Annotated in this window: 15 protein-coding genes; 5 read left to right on the top strand and 10 right to left on the bottom strand. The window is 72.3% G+C overall.

The window, feature by feature from the left end:
- Positions 1 to 51: 51 nt before the first annotated feature.
- Positions 52 to 1,470: a S28 family serine protease gene (locus ACZ45E_RS08500; protein WP_468218142.1), complete on the top strand. Its 1,419-nt coding sequence runs from the start codon at positions 52 to 54 to the stop codon at positions 1,468 to 1,470.
- 140 nt (positions 1,471 to 1,610) lie between these two features.
- Here ACZ45E_RS08500 and ACZ45E_RS08495 read toward each other — a convergent pair whose 3' ends face one another.
- The 3 genes from ACZ45E_RS08495 to ACZ45E_RS08485 form a co-directional block, all read right to left on the bottom strand.
- Complete coding sequence (locus ACZ45E_RS08495; RefSeq protein ID WP_468218140.1) at positions 1,611 to 3,446, bottom strand: glycoside hydrolase family 3 protein; 1,836 nt, start codon at positions 3,444 to 3,446, stop codon at positions 1,611 to 1,613.
- Between the two features lie 290 nt (positions 3,447 to 3,736).
- Positions 3,737 to 4,546 carry a sugar phosphate isomerase/epimerase family protein gene (locus ACZ45E_RS08490; RefSeq protein ID WP_468218137.1) on the bottom strand — a complete coding sequence of 270 codons (810 nt, stop codon included), beginning with the start codon at positions 4,544 to 4,546 and terminating at the stop codon, positions 3,737 to 3,739.
- Between the two features lie 29 nt (positions 4,547 to 4,575).
- Positions 4,576 to 5,520, bottom strand: a complete 945-nt coding sequence (locus tag ACZ45E_RS08485) for a GNAT family N-acetyltransferase (protein WP_468218135.1) — start codon at positions 5,518 to 5,520, stop codon at positions 4,576 to 4,578.
- Positions 5,521 to 5,879: 359 nt separating this feature from the next.
- Between ACZ45E_RS08485 and ACZ45E_RS08480 the strand changes: the two genes are divergently transcribed.
- Positions 5,880 to 7,307, top strand: a complete 1,428-nt coding sequence (locus tag ACZ45E_RS08480; protein ID WP_468218132.1) for an alkaline phosphatase family protein — start codon at positions 5,880 to 5,882, stop codon at positions 7,305 to 7,307.
- Between the two features lie 96 nt (positions 7,308 to 7,403).
- Here the strand turns inward: ACZ45E_RS08480 and ACZ45E_RS08475 are convergent, their stop codons facing one another.
- A complete protein-coding gene (locus ACZ45E_RS08475; protein WP_468218130.1) occupies positions 7,404 to 7,775 on the bottom strand; it encodes a hypothetical protein in 372 nt (123 codons plus the stop codon).
- On the bottom strand, positions 7,768 to 8,817 hold the full coding sequence (locus tag ACZ45E_RS08470) for a LacI family DNA-binding transcriptional regulator (RefSeq protein WP_468218127.1): 1,050 nt from the start codon (positions 8,815 to 8,817) through the stop codon (positions 7,768 to 7,770). Before ACZ45E_RS08470 ends, ACZ45E_RS08475 begins: the two co-directional genes overlap by 8 nt.
- 169 nt (positions 8,818 to 8,986) lie before the next feature.
- Here ACZ45E_RS08470 and ACZ45E_RS08465 point away from each other — a divergent pair, with 169 nt between their 5' ends.
- From ACZ45E_RS08465 to ACZ45E_RS08455, 3 genes are read left to right on the top strand one after another with little or no spacing between them, the layout of a single operon-like run.
- A complete protein-coding gene (locus ACZ45E_RS08465) occupies positions 8,987 to 10,144 on the top strand; it encodes a Gfo/Idh/MocA family protein (RefSeq protein ID WP_468218125.1) in 1,158 nt (385 codons plus the stop codon).
- Positions 10,141 to 11,307, top strand: a complete 1,167-nt coding sequence (locus ACZ45E_RS08460) for a dihydrodipicolinate synthase family protein (protein ID WP_468218124.1) — start codon at positions 10,141 to 10,143, stop codon at positions 11,305 to 11,307. Before ACZ45E_RS08465 ends, ACZ45E_RS08460 begins: the two co-directional genes overlap by 4 nt.
- Complete coding sequence (locus ACZ45E_RS08455; RefSeq protein ID WP_468218122.1) at positions 11,304 to 12,137, top strand: sugar phosphate isomerase/epimerase family protein; 834 nt, start codon at positions 11,304 to 11,306, stop codon at positions 12,135 to 12,137. The genes ACZ45E_RS08460 and ACZ45E_RS08455 overlap by 4 nt, the downstream gene beginning before the upstream one ends.
- 218 nt (positions 12,138 to 12,355) lie before the next feature.
- Here the strand turns inward: ACZ45E_RS08455 and rbsD are convergent, their stop codons facing one another.
- From rbsD to ACZ45E_RS08430, 5 genes are read right to left on the bottom strand one after another with little or no spacing between them, the layout of a single operon-like run.
- Positions 12,356 to 12,745 carry a D-ribose pyranase gene (rbsD, locus tag ACZ45E_RS08450; protein ID WP_468218121.1) on the bottom strand — a complete coding sequence of 130 codons (390 nt, stop codon included), beginning with the start codon at positions 12,743 to 12,745 and terminating at the stop codon, positions 12,356 to 12,358.
- Positions 12,742 to 13,641 carry a ribokinase gene (locus tag ACZ45E_RS08445; protein WP_468218119.1) on the bottom strand — a complete coding sequence of 300 codons (900 nt, stop codon included), beginning with the start codon at positions 13,639 to 13,641 and terminating at the stop codon, positions 12,742 to 12,744. Before ACZ45E_RS08445 ends, rbsD begins: the two co-directional genes overlap by 4 nt.
- A 49-nt stretch (positions 13,642 to 13,690) precedes the next feature.
- On the bottom strand, positions 13,691 to 15,661 hold the full coding sequence (locus ACZ45E_RS08440) for an ABC transporter permease/substrate-binding protein (RefSeq protein ID WP_468218117.1): 1,971 nt from the start codon (positions 15,659 to 15,661) through the stop codon (positions 13,691 to 13,693).
- Positions 15,658 to 17,184 (bottom strand): sugar ABC transporter ATP-binding protein, encoded by a 1,527-nt coding sequence (locus ACZ45E_RS08435; RefSeq protein WP_468218116.1) that lies wholly within the window; start codon positions 17,182 to 17,184, stop codon positions 15,658 to 15,660. Before ACZ45E_RS08435 ends, ACZ45E_RS08440 begins: the two co-directional genes overlap by 4 nt.
- Positions 17,181 to 18,224 carry a LacI family DNA-binding transcriptional regulator gene (locus ACZ45E_RS08430; RefSeq protein ID WP_468218114.1) on the bottom strand — a complete coding sequence of 348 codons (1,044 nt, stop codon included), beginning with the start codon at positions 18,222 to 18,224 and terminating at the stop codon, positions 17,181 to 17,183. Before ACZ45E_RS08430 ends, ACZ45E_RS08435 begins: the two co-directional genes overlap by 4 nt.

Below are 18,224 nucleotides of genomic sequence, written 5' to 3'. Positions count from 1 at the left end.
GCGAATTGCTCCGATAGTTTCCGGAGCACTTGTAACTCCAGGGGAGGGTGTATGCGCAAAGCGCTCAGATGGCTGTTGTCGCTCGTGGTGCTCATAGGCACGGTGAGCGCGGCCGGCATGTCGACGGCGGTGGCCCGGCCGGCCGACGCCACGGCCGACGCCGCCGACAACGCCGACATCAAGGACCGGCTCCTCGCCGTACCCGGCATGAGCCTCATCGAGGAGAAGCCGTACGCCGGCTACCGCTACTTCGTCCTCGACTACACCCAGCCGGTCGACCACCGGCACCCGTCCAAGGGCACCTTCCAGCAGCGCATCACCGTGCTGCACAAGGACGTCAGCCGCCCGACGGTCATGTTCACCAGCGGCTACAACGTCTCCACGACGCCCAGCCGCAGCGAGCCGACGCGCATCGTCGACGGCAACCAGGTCTCCGTCGAGTACCGCTTCTTCACGCCGTCCAGGCCCCAGCCCGCCGACTGGTCGAAGCTCGACATCTGGCAGGCCGCCAGTGACCAGCACCGCATCTACCAGGCCCTCAAGCCGGTCTACGGCCAGAACTGGCTGACCACCGGCGGCTCGAAGGGCGGCATGACCGCCACCTACTACGAGCGCTTCTACCCGCGCGACATGGACGGCGTCGTCGCGTACGTCGCCCCGAACGACGTCGTCAACGACGAGGACTCGGCGTACGACCGGTTCCTCGCGGGCGTCGGCCCGAAGGAGTGCCGCGTCGCCCTGCAGAAGGTGCAGCGCGAGACGCTGGTGCGCCGCACCGCCCTGGAGAAGAAGTACAAGGAGTACCTCGCCGCCAACAACTACACCGTGAACACGGTCGGTTCGCTGGACAAGGCGTACGAGGCGACCGTCCTCGACCTCGTGTGGGGCTTCTGGCAGTACCAGCCCGAGTCGGCCTGCGCGGACGTGCCCGACGCCGCGACCGTCACCGACCAGGCGCTGTTCGACTACGTCGACGCGGTCGGCGGCTGGTCGTCCTACGCCGACCAGGGCCTGGAGCAGTACACGCCGTACTACTACCAGGCGGGCACGCAGCTCGGCTCGCCCGACATCGCGCAGCCGTGGCTCGGCAAGCTCTCGCGCTACGGCTACCAGCCGCCGCGCAACTTCGTCCCGAGCTCCATCCCGATGAAGTTCCAGCCGCGCGTGATGCGGGACGTCGACACCTGGGTGCGCCACCACGCGACCCGGATGCTGTACGTCTACGGCGACAACGACCCGTGGGGCGCCGAGCGCTTCCGGCTCGGCGCCGGGGCCCGGGACAGCTACGTCCTGACGGCACCCCACGCCAACCACGGCGCCAACGTCGCCGCGCTGGACGCCGACGACAAGACCCTCGCCACGTCGCGGATCCTCGCGTGGGCGGGCCTGTCCGGTACGACGGCCAAGGCGCCGCACGACGCGAAGCTCGACCGGGTCGAGAGCGCCCGGAAGTTCACGCTGCGCCCGTGACCGCAGGCGCGTGAGGAGAGGGAAGGGGGCCGCTGTCGCGGCCCCCTTCTCGCAGTCCGACGGCGCACCCCACCGCGGAGCGGCTCTGCGCCCGTCCGGGGGGTGCGCCACAGGCGTGGCGTACGCCCCGTACTCCCGGCTCAGTACGTCAGGCCGTAGCCGATCGGGTAGAGGACCTGAGCCGGGTCGTCCGCCTTCTGCACCGGCACCGGCAGCCTGCCGCGCGGCTCCGCCCGCCCCGCGAGCACCCGCACGGCCGCCCGCAGCTCGACGTCTATCCACGAGTACGCCGCCACGTGCGCCTGGGACGAGCCGAGCTGGGCCACGTCGTAGGGGTTGCGCAGGGACAGGGTGACCACCGGTACGCCCGTCGCGGCGACCGCGTTCACCAGGGCCTGCTGGGCGCTGCCCGCCGTGACGTTGTACGTGCCGATGAGCACGGCGTCCTTGCCCGCGGCCGCCGCCACCGCCTGGGCGATGACCGACTGGCCCGGCGTGGTGCCGGTGGCCAGGACCGTCGCGGCGAAGCCCAGCTCGGTGAGGGCCGCGCCGAGCACGGTGGTCGGCGGCCCGTCGCTGAGCGAGGGCGAGGCCGGGTTGGCGCCGAGCACGAGGACGTTCTTGTGGGTGCGCCGGTTCAACGGCAGCAGCCGGTCCTTGTTGACCAGCAGCGTCGTCGTGCGCTCGGCGATCCGGGCGGCGGCGGCCAGATGGGCGCGGGTACCCACCGTGCGGTCGACGCCGCGGCGAGTGACGTACGGGTCCTTGAACAGGCCCAGCTTGGACTTGAGGCGCAGGATGCGCAGGATCGACGCGTCCAGGCGCTCCTCGGTCAGCTCACCGCTGCGCACCGCCGACAGGACGCCGTTCCAGGAGACGTCCAGGGACGGCGGGTTGAGCAGCTGGTCGACGCCCGCCTTCAGGGCCAGCACCGGGACGCGGGCGTCGCCGTACTTCGAGCGGACGCCCTCCATGCCGAGCGAGTCGGTGATCACGACACCGTCGTAGCCGAGCCGCTCGCGCAGGATGCCGGTGAGGATCGGGTGCGAGAGCGTCGCCGGGTCCAGGGCCGGGTCCAGGGCCGGTACGACGATGTGGGCCGTCATGATCGAGTCGATGCCGGCCGCGATCACCGCCTTGAACGACGGCGCGTCGAGCCGCTCCCACTCCTCGCGGGTGTGCGAGATCACCGGGAGACCGGTGTGGCTGTCGGTCGCCGTGTCGCCGTGGCCCGGGAAGTGCTTGGCGGTGGAGGCGATGCGGGCCGACTGGTACCCCTCGACCTGCGCGGCGGCGAGCCGGGCCACCGCGGCCGGGTCCGCGCCGAAGGAGCGGACGCCGATGACGGGGTTGGCCGGGTTGATGTTGACGTCGGCGTCGGGGGCGTAGTCCTGGTTGATGCCGAGCGCGCGCAGTTCGGCGCCGGCGATCTCGCCCGCCTTGCGCGCGTCGGAGCGCGAGCCGCCCGCGCCGAGCGCCATCGCGCCGGGGAGCAGCGTGGCGGGCTTGCCGACCCGTGCCACTATGCCGTGTTCCTGGTCGGTCGAGACCAGCAGCGGGATCCGGGAGGGCTGCGCGAGGCCGGCCGTCTGGATGCCGTTGCTGAGGTCGGCGATCTGGTGCGGGTCGCGGACGTTGTGCGCCCAGGCGAAGTAGATGATGCCGCCGAGCTTGTACTTGGCGATCATCTCGGCCGCGGTGCGGACGCCGATCTCCTGGAGGTTGGCGTCGATGTCCGCCTGGTCGGGGGCGGTCGCCGAGTGGCCGTACACCCGCATGACGAAGAGCTGGCCGACCTTCTCCTCCAGGGACATCCCGGAGATGATCTTCTTCAGTTGCCTGTCGGTCCTGTTGCCCTTGTCGGCGCCGGCGGCCTGGGCGGGCGCCGCGCTCAGGCCGGCCGCGGCGACGCCCGCGGTGGTGGCGGCGAGCAGCGTACGTCTGGAGAAACCCTTGCTGGACTGGCGGTGGTGCACTTGCGCTCCTTCCGGAGGGAGGGGCGGGGCACGAGCTGGGAGCGAGCTGCGTGAAAAAAACTTCCGCGCGTCACGGATATCGGGAAAGTTTCTGCCAGTCAAGGGGGCTGACGTGGAAAGTGGCCGACGAGGGGCCGGGTCGCACCGGGTGCACCACCGCCCCTCTGAGATGGCGCACGCAGTGCGCATCTCAGGGGCGCGGGGAACTGCGCGAGAACCCCCACGGCGCCGCACCCGACCGAGACCCGACCCGCCCCGAACAGGACAGGACGGGACGGGACGGGACAGAACTAGGCCGACTCGTTGAGCAGCCGAGCCAGATGCTCCCGCCCGGCCGCCAACACCCCGGAAAGCGGCGCAGCCTCCTCGTACCAGCGCGCCTCGTACTCCCAGCACAGCCAGCCGTCCCACCCCTCCCGGCTCAGCACCTCCACGCACTCACCCAGCGGCAGCGCCCCCGCGCCGAGGGGCAGCGGCTTCGTGTCGTCGGGGCCCGCGATGTCCTTGACCTGCACATAGCCGAGGTAGGGGGAGAGCGCCGCGTAGGAGACCGCGGGCTGCTCGCCGCCGAGCCAGGTGTGCATGACGTCCCACAGCACGCCCACGTTGCGGTGGCCGACCGGGCCGACGACGCGGGAGGCGTCCGCGCCGGTGCGGTGCGAGTCGTGCGTCTCCAGCAGGACGCGGACGTCGCGGTCGGCCGCGTACTCGGCGGCGACCCCGAGCCTGCGGGCCGCCCTGGCGTCGGCCGCCGCGCGGCCCTCCTCGTCCAGTCCGTCCCCGCCGCCGGGAAAGACCCGTACGAACGGGGCGCCCAGGTCCCGGGCGAGGTCGACGAGGGCGCGGACCTCGTCGAGCACCGGGCCGTCGTCGCCGGGCGCCGCGACGCGCGCGTACCCGGCGACGCCCAGGATCTCCACGCCCGCGGCCTTGAACGCGGCGGCCACGTCCGTGCGCGCGGCCGGATCGAGGCCCGGGTGGACCGGCTCCTCGGGATGGGCGCGCAGCTCCACGCCGTGATAGCCGTGGGTGGTCGCGAGACGGAGGACGTCGGCCAGCGGGCGGCCGGGGACACCGAGAGTGGAGAACGCCAGTTTCATGGGGCGGACCCTACCCGCGCTCCCGCCCCTCACTCAGGCGCGCGCCGCAGCGGCAGCCGCCAGTCCTGTCCCGTCAGATCGGCCCCGAAGGAGCGGTGCGCCACCTCGCCGACCAGGACGAAGCCGTGGCGCAGGCAGAGCGGGCGGGCCGACTTCAGCCCGTCGTCGCTCCACAGCGCCAGCTCGCGGTAGCCGGCCCCGCGCGCGAAGTCGACGACGGCCCGCACCAGCCGGTCGCCGATGCCGAGACCGCGCGCCCACGGCTCCACGAGGAGCAGCCGCAACCGTGCCGTGCCGGGCGCCTCGTCCCGTACGCACATCACGGACCCGACCGGGCGGCCGTCCAGCTCGGCGATCCAGACCCGCTCCAGATGCGGGTCGTGGTCCTGGGCGAAGTCGGCGACGACGCGGGCCACCAGACCCTCGTACTCCGCGTTCCAGCCGGACTCGGCCGCGTACACCGCCCCGTGGCGTGCCACGATCCAGCCCAGGTCGCCGGGGCCGGGGTCGCGCAGCGCGACGTCCTCGGGGCGGGGGGCGGCGCCGCTGTCGCCGAGGATCGTGCGCACGGTGCGCAGCGCCTCCCTCAGCCGGCCGCGCTCGGCCGCGGGCACGGTGTCGAGGAGCGCGCCGACCGTGGCCCGGGAGCGCTCGTCGAGCAGCTCCGCTGTGGTGCGGCCGCGCGGGGTGAGGGTGATGCCGCGGCGCCGCGAGTCACGCTCGGACGCGCCGCGCTCCACGAGCCCGTCCTTCTCGAACTTGCCGAGGATGCGGCTCAGGTACCCCGCGTCCAGCTTCAGCAGCGTCCGCAGGTCGGCCGCGTCGAGCCGGTGGCCGTGCTCGGGGTGGGCCAGCTCGTACAGCACGCGCGCTTCGGTGAGGGTGTACGGCGCGTACAGGTGACGGCTGTGCTCCAGCGCGCCGATGACGTTCGTGTAGAAGCGGTTGAAGGACCGGATGTCCTGCACGGTCATGGGTCACCTCACGATGCCGGGCCGGCGGGCGGCGGACCCGGACAGTTGACTGAGTCAGAGATCTGAGGGTGGCGTCAGCGTACGCCCGGCGGACGGGTGGGTCCACGGGTCCGCCATCCGGGGCGGTCGCGCGTGTCCTCCCCGGGTCAAGTCCGTGTCTGTGGAAGGTATAGCGGTTCAAGGACAGCCCATGGGTTGGCCAACCCCTTTCCGCACGTTGGCCCCGAGTTCACCGTTCGCCCCCTCCGCCGCACGTCAGACGGCGCGCACAGTGGGTCAACGGCCCGTCGCGCACGGGCCGTTGGCATGCCCCGACCGCCCGCACAGCCACCCCATCCACTCCACCGACAGGGGACCCCATGGCCGAACTGACCCGACGCAGACTCCTCGGCTCCGCCGCAGGCGCCGTCGGCGGCGCCGCCACGCTCTCGCTGCTGCCGCCGAGCGTGCAGAAGGCGGTCGCCGCGGGCCCGCCCCGCAAGGGTTCCTTGCGCGACATCGAGCACGTGGTGCTGCTCATGCAGGAGAACCGCTCCTTCGACCACTACTTCGGCACGCTCAAGGGCGTCCGCGGCTTCAACGACCCCAAGGCGCTGCGGCTGAGCAACGGCCGCTCGGTGTTCTACCAGCCCGACCCCGAGAACCCGAAGGGGTATCTCCTCCCCTTCCACCTGGACACGCACTCCTCCAGCGCCCAGGCCATCCCGTCCACGAGCCACGCCTGGTCCGTGCAGCACGAGGCGTGGAACAACGGCGCCATGGACCAGTGGCTCCCGGCCCACCGCAAGGCCGACGGCGTCAACGGTCCCTACGTGATGGGTTACTACACGCGCAAGGACATACCGTTCCAGTTCGCGCTGGCCGAGACCTTCACCATCTGCGACCACTACTTCTGCTCGGTCTTCGGCCCGACCTGGCCCAACCGGCTCTACTGGATGACAGGCACGATCGACCCGTCCGGTACCCGGGGTGGCCCGGTCCTCAACAACAGGGCGCCCCAGCCGTACCGCTGGACGACGTACGCCGAGCGCCTCCAGGCCGCGGGCGTCAGCTGGAAGGTGTATCAGCAGGACGACGACTACGGCTGCAACATGCTGGAGCAGTTCGCCTCCTTCAAGGACGCGCTGCCCGGCTCGGAACTCTACGAGCGCGGGGTACGCCCCCAGCCCGAGGGCACCTTCGAGGACGACGCCCGCAACGACCGGCTGCCGACCGTCAGCTGGATCATGCCGACGAGCTACCAGTCGGAGCACCCGGACTACCTGCCGGCCGCGGGCGCCGACTTCGTGGCCCAGAAGATCGAGGCGATCGCCGCCAACCCGAAGGTCTGGGCGAAGACGGCCTTCATCCTCAACTACGACGAGAACGACGGCCTCTTCGACCACGTGCCCCCGCCGACGCCTCCGGCGGGCACGCCGGACGAGTTCGTCCAGGGGCTGCCCATCGGCGGCGGCTTCCGCGTCCCGGCGATCATCGTCTCGCCGTGGACGGTCGGCGGCTGGGTGGCCTCCGAGTCCTTCGACCACACGTCGGTGCTCCAGTTCCTGGAGAAGTTCACCGGTGTGGCGGAGCCCAACGTCACCGCCTGGCGCCGCTCCACCTTCGGCGACCTCACCTCGGCGTTCCGCTTCTCCCACGCCAAGCCCCGGCCGCCGCGCCTGCCGCACGACACGGCGGCGCAGCTCGCGCAGGCGAAGAAGGAGGTGGCCACCCTCCCCAAACCGACGCTCCCGGGCGCGGACCAGCAGTTCCCGTACCAGGAAGACGGACGCCGCCCGCACGTCTAGACCCTGTCCAGCGGGCGCGCCCGCCGCCGCCACCGGCCCACCCGCTCCGGTGCGCGGCGGCCCGCCGCGGGCGTCACGCCAGGGCCCACCCGGGCGTCACGCCAGGGTCCACACCACCGCGAACGGCAGCAGGACGAACGGCGCCGCGCGCAGCCAGACGGCCCGGCCGACGCCCTCGTGCCGGGCGAAGCTCCTGTTCGTGCGGACGACCAGGAGCAGGACCACAGCGCCGGTCACCGCACCGAGGCCCATCACCACGGGCCCGTGGTCCAGCGTGTGGTAGTCACAACTCCCGGTGAACGCGGGGGAGTACGACTCGGCGACGCTCCCGCACTCCATCGGCAGGTACTCGCTCAGCAGCCACCACGCGCAGCCCAGCGGGGCCAGGGCGAGCAGCCCGAGCGCCAGGTTCGCCAGCACTGCGAAGGTCCAGCGCGGCGGACGCGCGGCGGAACGGGTCTCACGCACCGCGCGGCACCCCCGTCGAGCCCCGCACCATGAGCTCTCCCCGTACGACGTCGAGCCCGCCCGGCGGCTGTGCCTCGCGGCCCATCGCGATGCGGCCCGCCCGCGCCGCCGCCTCCGCGAGGGGGAGGCGGACCGTCGTCAGCGCGGGGACCGCGTCCACGCTGAACGGCAGGTCGTCGAAGCCCGCCACCGAGACGTCCTCGGGGATGCGCAGGCCCGCCTCGCGCAGGGCCGCGCACGCGCCGAGCGCCACCGTGTCGTTCGCCGCGACGACGGCCGTCAACTCCGGGTCGGTGCGCAGCAGTTCGACCGTCGCCGCGTATCCCGCCGCCCGGTCGTACGGGCCGTGCGCGATCAGCCCGTCCGACTCGCTCACGCCCGCCTCGGCCAGCGCCTCGCGGTGCCCCTCCAGGCGGTGCCGGGTCGTCGTACGTTCCTGGGGGCCCGCCACATAACCGATCCTGCGGTGCCCGAGCGACAGCAGGTGCCGCGTCAACTCCCGTGCCCCGCCCCGGTTGTCGAAGGTCAGCGCCGCCGCGTCCGTCTCCGGTACCGGCGGACGTCCGCACAGCACGACCCGGGTGCCCGCCTCGGAGAGCCGCCGCAACTTGGCCGCCACCGCCGCGACATGGGCCTCGTCCTCGATGGCGCCGCCCGTGAGGACGACCGCCGCCGCCCGCTGGCGTTGCAGCAGGGTCAGGTAGGTCAGCTCCCGCTCGGGGGAGCCGCCCGTGTTGCAGACCACCGCGAGCCGCTCCCCGCCGGCCCGGCCGCCGGGGCCGACGATCTCCGACTGCACCGCGGACGCCATGATCCCGAAGAACGGGTCGGCGATGTCGTTGACGAGGACGCCGACCAGGTCGGAGGTGGCGGCCGCGAGGGCGCTGGCCGGCCCGTTGAGCACGTAGTCCAGTTCGTCCACGGCCTTGAGCACCCGCTCGCGCGTGGTGGCGGCGACCGGGTAGTTGCCGTTCAGAACGCGGGAGACGGTGGCGGGGGACACCTGCGCGCGGGCGGCCACGTCCGCCAGGGTCACGGTCATCGAGTCATCCTCCGTCAACGGCCGGGCCCGCTCCGGACCCGCCGGACCCCGTCTCGTATCCGCTCTTGTCCGAGCGGCTGTGCAGAGGCTAGCTTCTTTCCTGATAGAAAGCGCTTGCTACGAGGGCTTCGGCAGGCGCGGCCGGTTGAAGCAGGACGAAGGGACTCACGTGACACGCAAGACGGTGCGCATCGCCATGAACGGTGTGACGGGGCGCATGGGCTACCGCCAGCACCTCGTCCGCTCTCTGCTCGCCCTGCGTGAGCAGGGCGGACTCGACCTCGGTGACGGCACGGTGCTGTGGCCGGAGCCGGTCCTCGTCGGCCGCCGCGAACACGCCCTGCGGGCCCTCGCCGAGCGGCACGGCCTGGGGGAGGAGAACATCTCCACCGATCTCGACGCCGTCCTCGCCGACGACTCCATCGACATCTACTTCGACGCGCAGGTCACCTCCGCGCGCGAGGAGTCGCTGAAGAAGGCGATCGCCGCGGGCAAGCACATCTACACCGAGAAGCCGACCGCCACCGGCCTCGACGGCGCCCTGGACCTGGCCCGCCTCGCCAAGGACGCGGGCATCAAGTCCGGCGTCGTCCAGGACAAGATCTTCCTGCCGGGCCTGCTCAAGCTGAAGCGCCTCATCGACGGCGGCTTCTTCGGCGAGATCCTCTCCGTGCGCGGCGAGTTCGGCTACTGGGTCTTCGAGGGCGACTGGCAGGAGGCGCAGCGCCCGAGCTGGAACTACCGCGCCGAGGACGGCGGCGGCATCGTCGTCGACATGTTCCCGCACTGGGAGTACGTGCTGCACGAGCTGTTCGGCCGGGTCGCGTCCGTGCAGGCGCTGATCACCACGCACGTCCCGCAGCGCTGGGACGAGAACGGCAAGCCCTACGACGCCACCGCCGACGACGCCGCGTACGGCATCTTCGAACTGGACGGCGGCGCCGTCGCCCAGATCAACTCCTCGTGGGCCGTCCGCGTCAACCGCGACGAGCTCGTCGAGTTCCAGGTGGACGGCACGGAGGGCTCCGCCGTCGCCGGTCTGCGCAACTGCCGCGTACAGCACCGCAGTTCCACACCGAAGCCGGTCTGGAACCCGGACATCCCGGCCACCTACTCCTTCCGCGACCAGTGGCAGGAGGTGCCCGACAACGCCGAGTTCGACAACGGCTTCAAGGCGCAGTGGGAACTCTTCCTCAAGCACGTCTACGCCGACGCGCCCTACCACTGGGACCTGCTGGCCGGCGCCCGCGGCGTGCAACTCGCCGAGCTGGGCCTGAAGTCGTCCGCCGAGGGCCGCCGCATCGACGTACCGGAGATCACGCTGTGACCATCCAACTCCCCGACAGCCACGGCGAGTTGCGACGTTACGAACCGCGCGCGACGCCGCTCGCCCTCGACACCGGCGCCCCGTTCACCTCCCGGATCGTCTTCTCGGCGGCGCACGTCGTCGCCGACCCGTTCGCCGACACCAGCCCCGACTCGCCCGCCGCCGTCGACTGGGACGCCACCCTCGCCTTCCGCCGCCACCTGTGGTCGCACGGGCTCGGGGTCGCCGAGGCGATGGACACCGCGCAGCGCGGCATGGGCCTGGACTGGGCCGGTGCCGCCGAGCTGATCGAGCGGTCCGCCGCGGAGGCCAGGGCCGTCGGCGGGCGCATCGCGTGCGGAGTCGGGACGGACCAGCTCACCGGCCCCGCGCGGAGCGTGGCCGAGGTCCGGGCCGCCTACGAGGAGCAGCTCGCGCTCGTGGAGGGGACGGGCGCGCAGGCGATCCTCATGGCGTCCCGCGCCCTGGCCGCCGTCGCCGAGGGCCCCGAGGAGTACCTCGACGTCTACGGGCACCTGCTGCGCCAGGCCGCCGAGCCGGTCGTCCTGCACTGGCTCGGCCCGATGTTCGACCCGGCCCTCGAAGGCTACTGGGGCTCCGCCGACCTGGACGCCGCGACCGATACGTTCCTGGACGTCATCGCCGCCCACCCGGACAAGGTCGACGGCATCAAGGTGTCGCTGCTCGACGCCCGCCGCGAGGTCGACCTGCGCCGCCGCCTCGCTGCCCGCTGCCGGGGCGTGCGCTGCTACACCGGCGACGACTTCAACTACCCCGAGCTGATCGCGGGCGACGACCGCGGCTTCAGCCACGCGCTGCTCGGCATCTTCGACCCGCTGGGGCCGCTCGCCGCGCAGGCGGTCCGGGTCCTGGACACAGGCGACGCGAAGGGGTTCCGTGAACTCCTCGACCCCACAGTCGAGTTGTCGCGCCACCTCTTCCAGAAGCCGACCCGCTTCTACAAGACCGGTGTCGTGTTCCTGGCCTGGCTCGCGGGCCACCAGGACCACTTCGCGATGGTCGGCGGCCTCCAGTCGGCCCGCTCACTGCCCCACTTCGCACGGGCCTACGAACTCGCCGACGGACTCGGCCTGTTCCCGGACCCGGCGCTCGCCGAGGCCCGGATGAAGAACCTGCTCGCCGTGTACGGAGTCACCTCATGAGCACCGCCGACCCCCGCTTCTCCATCAACCAGATGACCGTCAAACAACTCGGCCTGCCCGAACTGGTCGCCGCCTGCGCCGAGTCGGGCGTCCAGCACGTCGGCACCTGGCGCGAACCCGTGCAGGCGTACGGCGTCGAAGCGGCGGCCAAGCTGCTGCGCGACGCGGGCCTCGACGTCTCCACGCACTGCCGCGGCGGCTTCCTGACCGCCGTCGACCCGGCCGAACGCAAAGCCGCGATCGAGGAGAACAAGCGCGCCGTCGACGAGGCCGTCACCCTCGGCACCGACGTCCTGGTCCTCGTCTCCGGCGGCCTCCCGGCCGGTTCGCACGACCTGACCGGCGCGCGGGAACGGATCGCCGACGCGCTCACCGAACTCGCGCCCTACGCCGCCGACCAGGGCGTGCGGCTGGCCATCGAGCCGCTGCACCCGATGTACGCGGCCGACCGCTGTGTCGTCTCCACGCTCGCCCAGGCCCTGGACATCGCCGAGCGCTTCCCCGCGCACCAGGTCGGCGTCTGCGTGGACACGTACCACATCTGGTGGGACGACCGGGCGCCCGCGCAGATCGCGCGGGCCGGCGCGCAGGGCCGCATCGCCACGTTCCAGCTGGCGGACTGGACGACGCCGCTGCCGGAAGGCGTGCTCAACGGGCGCGGCCAGCTCGGCGACGGCGCCGTCGACTTGCGGTACTGGCGCGGCCTGGTGGAGGAACAGGGCTACTCGGGGCCCATCGAGGTCGAGCTGTTCAACGACGGACTGTGGGCGCGGGACGGCCGCGAGGTCCTGGCGGAGACGGTGGCGCGCTTCGCCCGGCACGCCCGCTGACATGCTCGAAGAGGAGTTCGAAGGAAAATCCCGGAAAGAAAACGCTCCGCCGGCGCACAACCTTTCCCGGGCCCGGCGGGTCTAGCGTGCGTCAGGACCTTCGGGGGGAGATCTGGGGGGATCGAGGAGGTTCTGGCGCAGGAGGGGGAAGGCCCGAGGGGCCCGGTCCGCTGACCGGGCCCCTCGGGCCTTCCCCGGGGAGCGCCCCGGCGCGGCTCTCAGAAGAAGACACCGCACCGCAGCAGCACGTTCGCGTACGGCCGCGCCTCCCCGGTCCGGACGATCAGTCGCGCCCCGCCCGCCAGCTCCTTGAGCTCCTCGTGCGGGACGAAGCCGAGGGACGGCACCCGCTCGCGCAGCAGCTCGGCCGCCGACGGATTGGCCGAGCGCACCTCGCTCGCCGCCGTGCCCGCCTCGACCACCAGCTCGTCGAGGAGCCCGTCCAGTACCTCCGCGAACGACGGCACCCCGGCCCGGAACGCGAGGTCGACGACGCGCGGCCCCACGGGGACCGGCAGCCCCGCGTCGCAGACGAGCACCCCGTCCCCGTGCCCGAGCTCGGCCAGGGCGCCCGCCAGATGACGGTTGAGAATGCCGGACCTCTTCACAGCGCGGCGACCTCTTCCGCCGTCGGGTACGACACCTGCGCGCCCTCCTTGGTGACGGCGGCCGCGCCGACCCGCGCCGCGTAGGCCGCGGCGTCGGCGAGGGACGCGCCGGTCCCGAGCCGCCAGCCGAGCGCCGCGGTGAACGCGTCACCCGCGCCCGTCGTGTCCACGGCCTTCACCCGCACGGACGCCACCCGCGACGAGCCCGAGGCATCCGCGACGAGCGCACCCTCGGCGCCCAGCGTGATGACGACCGAGCGCGGGCCGAGCGCGAGCAGCGCCCGGGCCCAGTCCTCCGGCTCCCCCTCCGTGTCCGCGCCGAGGACCACACGCGCCTCGTGCTCGTTCACGATCAGCGGGTCGCACACCGCGAGGACCTCGTCAGGCAGCGGCGCGGGCGGCGAGGGGTTCAGCACGAGCCGCGCCCCCTCGGCCAGGCTGCGCGCCACCTCGGCGACGGTCTCCAGCGGGATCTCCAGGAGCGTGGAGACCACCCGGGCCCCCGCGAACAGCTCTCCGGCCGCCCGCACGTCGTCCGGGGTCAGCCGCCCGTTCGCCCCCGGCGACACCACGATGCTGTTGTCCCCCGACGGGTCGACCGTGATCAGCGCGACCCCGGTGGGCGCCCCGCCGACCAGGACGCCGGACGTGTCCACGCCCGCCGACTCCATGGACTCCCGCAGCAGCGTCCCGTGCCCGTCGTCACCGACCCGCGCGAGCAGCGCCGTGCGGGCGCCCAGCCTGGCGGCGGCGACCGCCTGGTTGGCGCCCTTGCCGCCCGGGTGGACGACCAGGTCGGAGCCGAGGACGGTCTCCCCGGCGCCCGGGCGGCGGTCGACGCCCACCACCAGGTCGGCGTTGGCCGATCCGACGACGAGGAGGTCGTACGTGTTCATGCTGTGCCTTTCTTCGTACGGGACCCGGCGGCGGGTGCCGTGGACGGCGTCACGAGAAGTCGGCGACGTTCTTCGCCGTCACGACCTTGACCGGCACCTTCACCGCTGCGTCGATCTTCTTGTCCCGGGCGGCCCGGATCGCGTTCCGCACCGCCATCTTCCCCAGCTCACGCGGCTGCTGCGCGACGGACGCGTACAGGGTGCCCGCCTTCACCGCCTTGAAGCCGTCCGGCGTGCCGTCGAAGCCGACGACCGAGACGGACTTGCCGGCCTTGGCGCCGAGGGCCTTGACCGCGCCGAGCGCCATCTCGTCGTTCTCCGCGAAGACGCCGTCGATGTCGGGGTGCGACTGGAGCAGGTTCGTCATGACGTCCAGGCCCTTGGTGCGGTCGAAGTCCGCGGGCTGCCTGGCGGCGACCTTGATGCCCGGGTACTTCTTGAGGCCCGCCGCGAAGCCCGCGCCGCGCTCACGGCTGGCCGACGTACCGGCCTGTCCTTGCAGGATCACGATGGTGCCCTTGCCGCCCAGCTTGTCGGCGAGCGCCTTCGCGGCCTGCTTGCCGCCCGCGACGTTGTCGGAGGCGACGAGCGTCGCCGTCTTCGCCTTGTTCACACCGCGGTCGGCGGCGACGACGGGGATGTCCGCCTGGTTGGCGCTCCGCACGGACGGGCCGACGGCGTCGGAGTCGACCGGGTTCACGATGACGGCGCCGAGCCCCTCACTGGTGAAGTTCTGCAACTGGTTGGCCTGCTGCGAGGCGTCGTTCTGCGCGTCGGTGACGGTCAGCTTCACCCCCTGCTTCTTCGCCTCGGCCTGCGCGCCGGCCCGCATCTCCGTGAAGAAGGGGTTGTTGAGCGTGGAGACGGCCATGCCCAGCTTCAGGTCCTTCTTGCCCTCGGACGACGAGCCGTTGTTCCACAGCGCGAGCCCGCCGACGATCGCCGCGGCGACGACGGCCGCGATCAGGTACTGGACCGTCTGCCTGGGCCCACCGGAGCCGGCCCCGGCGGCCGTGGGCGTCGCCCCGGCCTTCCTGCGCACCGTGTCGAGCAGCACCGCGAGGGCGATGACGACGCCGATGACGACCTGCTGCCAGAAGGCGGACACGGAGAGCAGGTTGAGGCCGTTGCGCAGCACCGCGAGGATCAGCGCACCGATGAACGTGCCCGACGCCTTGCCCGTGCCACCGGCCAGCGAGGCCCCGCCGATGACGACGGCGGCGATCGCGTCCAGCTCGTACCCCTGCGCGGCCTGCGGCTGCGCGGAGGCGAGGCGGGAGGCGAGGACGATGCCGGCGACGGCCGCGAACAGCCCGGACAGGCCGTAGATGACGAGCTTCTGCCGCTTGACGCGCAGCCCGGAGAGGCGGGCCGCTTCCTCGTTGCCGCCGATCGCGTACATGGAACGCCCGATGAACGTACGGCCCAGGACGACGGCGGTGACCAGGCCGATCACGACCATCACGATGACCGGCACCGGCAGCCAGCCGCCCAGCGTGTCACCGAGGTGGGAGACCGAGTCGGGGAAGGGGATCGGGCTGCCCTGCGAGATGACGAGCGAGAGCCCGCGCCCCACCGACAGCATCGCCAGCGTCGCGATGAACGGCGGCAGCTTGCCGTACGAGATGAGGGCGCCGTTGACCAGCCCGCACGCCACACCGGTGACGACGGCGAGGAGAACGGCCAGGACGACCGGCACACCCTCGCTCGTGGCCGCCCAGGCGAGGACGGTCGCGGACAGCGCCGCCACCGAGCCGACCGACAGGTCGATGCCCGCCGAGACGATGACGAAGGTGACACCGAAGGCGAGGATCGCCGTCACGGCCGCCTGCACGCCGACGTTCAGCAGGTTCGTGGTGGTCAGGAAGTCGCCGGACAGCAGCGACATGGCGATCACGAGGACGACGAGCGCGGTCAGCGCACCGTTGTCGAGGAGCAGCCGCAGCAGGCCCCCGCCCGTCGTGGTCGCGCTCTTGCCGTTCTTCTTGCCGTCGAGCGTGTCCGTGTTCGCCGGGGTCATCGGGAGCCCTCCTCAAGGGTCTGGTCGGTGGTGCTGACGGCGAGCGCCATCACGGAGTCCTGCGTCGCGTCCCCGGCCGCGAGTTCACCGGCGATGCGGCCCTGCGCCATCACCAGCACCCGGTCGCTCATGCCGAGCACCTCGGGCAGATCGCTGGAGATCATGAGCACGGCGTGTCCTGCGGCGGTCAGCTCGTTGACGAGCTGGTAGATCTCGACCTTCGCGCCGACGTCGATGCCGCGCGTCGGCTCGTCCAGGATCAGCACCTTGATGTCGGCGAGCAGCCACTTGCCGATGACGACCTTCTGCTGGTTGCCGCCGGACAGGGTGCGCACGTGCTGGCCGAGCCCGGCCATCCGCACGCCCAGCTGCCCGGCGATCCGCTCCGCCGCGGCGTACTGCCCCTTGCGGTCGACGAACCCGGCGCGGGTGGCGGTGCGCAGGGTCACGAGACCCAGGTTCTCCGCCACCGACTGGTCCAGGACGAGCCCCTGGCCCTTGCGGTCCTCGGGCACGAGCCCGACCCCGGCGGCCATCGCGGCGTTCACGTCGTGCCGGGGGAGCCGGGCCCCGCCGACCTCGACGCTGCCCGCGTCGTACGGATCGGCCCCGAAGACGGCGCGGACCACCTCGGTGCGCCCGGCGCCCACGAGCCCCGCGATGCCGACGACCTCACCGGCCCGCACCTCGAAACTCACGTCGTGGAAGACGCCGTCCCTGCTCAGCCCCTCGACCTTCAGCAACGCGGCGCCCGTGTCGGGCCTCTCGCGCGGGTACTGCTGCTCGATGGAGCGCCCCACCATGAGGCGTACGAGCTCGTCCTCGGGGGTCGAGGCGGGCACCTGGCCCACACTGCGGCCGTCCCGGATGACGGTGACCCGGTCGCCGAGCGCGGCGATCTCCTCCAGGTGGTGGGTGATGAAGACGATGCCCACGCCGTCCTCGCGCAGGGCGCGCACGATGGTGAAGAGCTTCTCCACCTCCTCGGAGGTGAGCACGGCGGTCGGCTCGTCCATGATCAGCACGCGGGCGTCCAGACTGAGCGCCTTGGCGATCTCGACCATCTGGAGCCGGGCGATGCCGAGTTCACGCACGCGCGCGCGGGGTGAGACGTTCACGCCCACGCGCGCGAGGAGCGCTTCGGCGTCGGCGTCCATCTTCTTGCGGTCGATGAGACCGAAGCGGCGCGGCTGGCGCCCCAGGAAGATGTTCTCGGCCACCGTCAGTTCGGGGACGAGGTTGAACTCCTGGTAGATCGTGGCGATCCCGAGCCGTTCGGCGTCCTGCGCGCCATGGATGCGGACCTGCTCACCGCCGACGGTGATCCGGCCCGCGTCGGGTGTGTAGGCGCCGGAGAGCATCTTGATCAGCGTGCTCTTTCCGGCCCCGTTCTCACCGAGCAGGACGTGCACCTCGCCCCCGCGCAGGTCGAAGTCGACACTGTCGAGCGCGACGACGCCGGGGAAGGTCTTCCGTATCCCTTCGATACGCAGCAACTCGTCCGGCTTGTGCGGCTGTTTCACCGGGCTCTCCTCTCCATTGAGGTACGCGGTAGGGAAGTGGGCGGCTCGCCGCACGAGTGGCGTACGACGAGGTGGGCGGGGAGCGTCACCGACGCGGCCGGGCGGCCCTCGATCCGGTCCACCAGGGCGCGCACGGCGGCCCGCCCCAGCTCCTTGGTCGGCTGGGCGACCGCCGTGACGGGCGGATCGGTGTGCACGAACCAGGGGATGTCGTCGAAGGCGGCGAGCGCGATGTCGTCCGGGACGCGCAGCCCGCGCGCGCGGATCGCGTCGAGCGCGCCGAGCGCCATCAGGTTGTCGGCCGCGAACACCACACCGGGCGGCTCTGGCAGGTCAAGGAACCCCTCCGTCACGCGGCGCCCGCTGGCCGCCTGGAAGTCGCCCTGCCCGATGTAGGCGTCCGGCAGCTCGATCGCGTACGAGGCGAGCGCCTCGCGGAACGCGGCGACGCGCTCGCTGCCCGTCGTGGTGGCGGCCGGGCCCGCGATGATGGCGAGCCTGCGGTGGCCGAGCCGGTGCAGATGCGCGACGAGATCACGGATGGCGGCCCGCCCGTCGGAGCGCACGACCGGCACGTCGACGCCCGGGATCCACCGGTCGACGAAGACCATCGGGGTGCCGCCCCTGGCCGCGTCCAGCATCAGCGGGGAGCCGCCGTCGGTGGGGGAGACGAGGAGGCCGTCGATGCGCCGGTCGAGCAGGGTCCGTACGTGGTGGTCCTGGAGGTCGGGCCGCTCGTCGGCGTTGCCGATGATGACGCTGTAGCCGAGGGCGCGGGCCTCCTCCTCGACCGAGCGGGCCAGCTCGGTGAAGTACGGGTTCAGTACGTCGCTGATGACCAGGCCGAGGGTGCGGGTCTGGTCGGTGCGCAGGGAGCGGGCGACGGCGTTGGGCCGGTAGCCGAGCGACTCCACGGCGGCCAGCACCCGGGTCCTGGCGTCGGGGCTGACGGACGGGTGGCTGTTCAGGACGCGGGAGACCGTGGCGACGGAGACCCCGGCCGCGGCCGCGACATCCTTGATGCTCACGCTCGACGGCAT

It is taken from the genome of Streptomyces sp. NPDC030991 (assembly GCF_055571235.1).
Note: the sequence above shows the minus strand (reverse complement) of the source record. Positions and strands in the feature narration are given on the sequence as shown.

What these genes read in the sequence shown, in the direction of transcription:
- ACZ45E_RS08500 (WP_468218142.1), top strand. Translation starts at nt 52, where the DNA reads ATGCGCAAAGCGCTCAGATGGCTGTTGTCGCTCGTGGTGCTCATAGGC.
- ACZ45E_RS08490 (WP_468218137.1), bottom strand. Translation starts at nt 4,546, where the DNA reads ATGAAACTGGCGTTCTCCACTCTCGGTGTCCCCGGCCGCCCGCTGGCC.
- ACZ45E_RS08485 (WP_468218135.1), bottom strand. Translation starts at nt 5,520, where the DNA reads ATGACCGTGCAGGACATCCGGTCCTTCAACCGCTTCTACACGAACGTC.
- ACZ45E_RS08480 (WP_468218132.1), top strand. Translation starts at nt 5,880, where the DNA reads ATGGCCGAACTGACCCGACGCAGACTCCTCGGCTCCGCCGCAGGCGCC.
- ACZ45E_RS08470 (WP_468218127.1), bottom strand. Translation starts at nt 8,817, where the DNA reads ATGACCGTGACCCTGGCGGACGTGGCCGCCCGCGCGCAGGTGTCCCCC.
- ACZ45E_RS08455 (WP_468218122.1), top strand. Translation starts at nt 11,304, where the DNA reads ATGAGCACCGCCGACCCCCGCTTCTCCATCAACCAGATGACCGTCAAA.
- ACZ45E_RS08445 (WP_468218119.1), bottom strand. Translation starts at nt 13,641, where the DNA reads ATGAACACGTACGACCTCCTCGTCGTCGGATCGGCCAACGCCGACCTG.
- ACZ45E_RS08440 (WP_468218117.1), bottom strand. Translation starts at nt 15,661, where the DNA reads ATGACCCCGGCGAACACGGACACGCTCGACGGCAAGAAGAACGGCAAG.
- ACZ45E_RS08430 (WP_468218114.1), bottom strand. Translation starts at nt 18,224, where the DNA reads ATGCCGTCGAGCGTGAGCATCAAGGATGTCGCGGCCGCGGCCGGGGTC.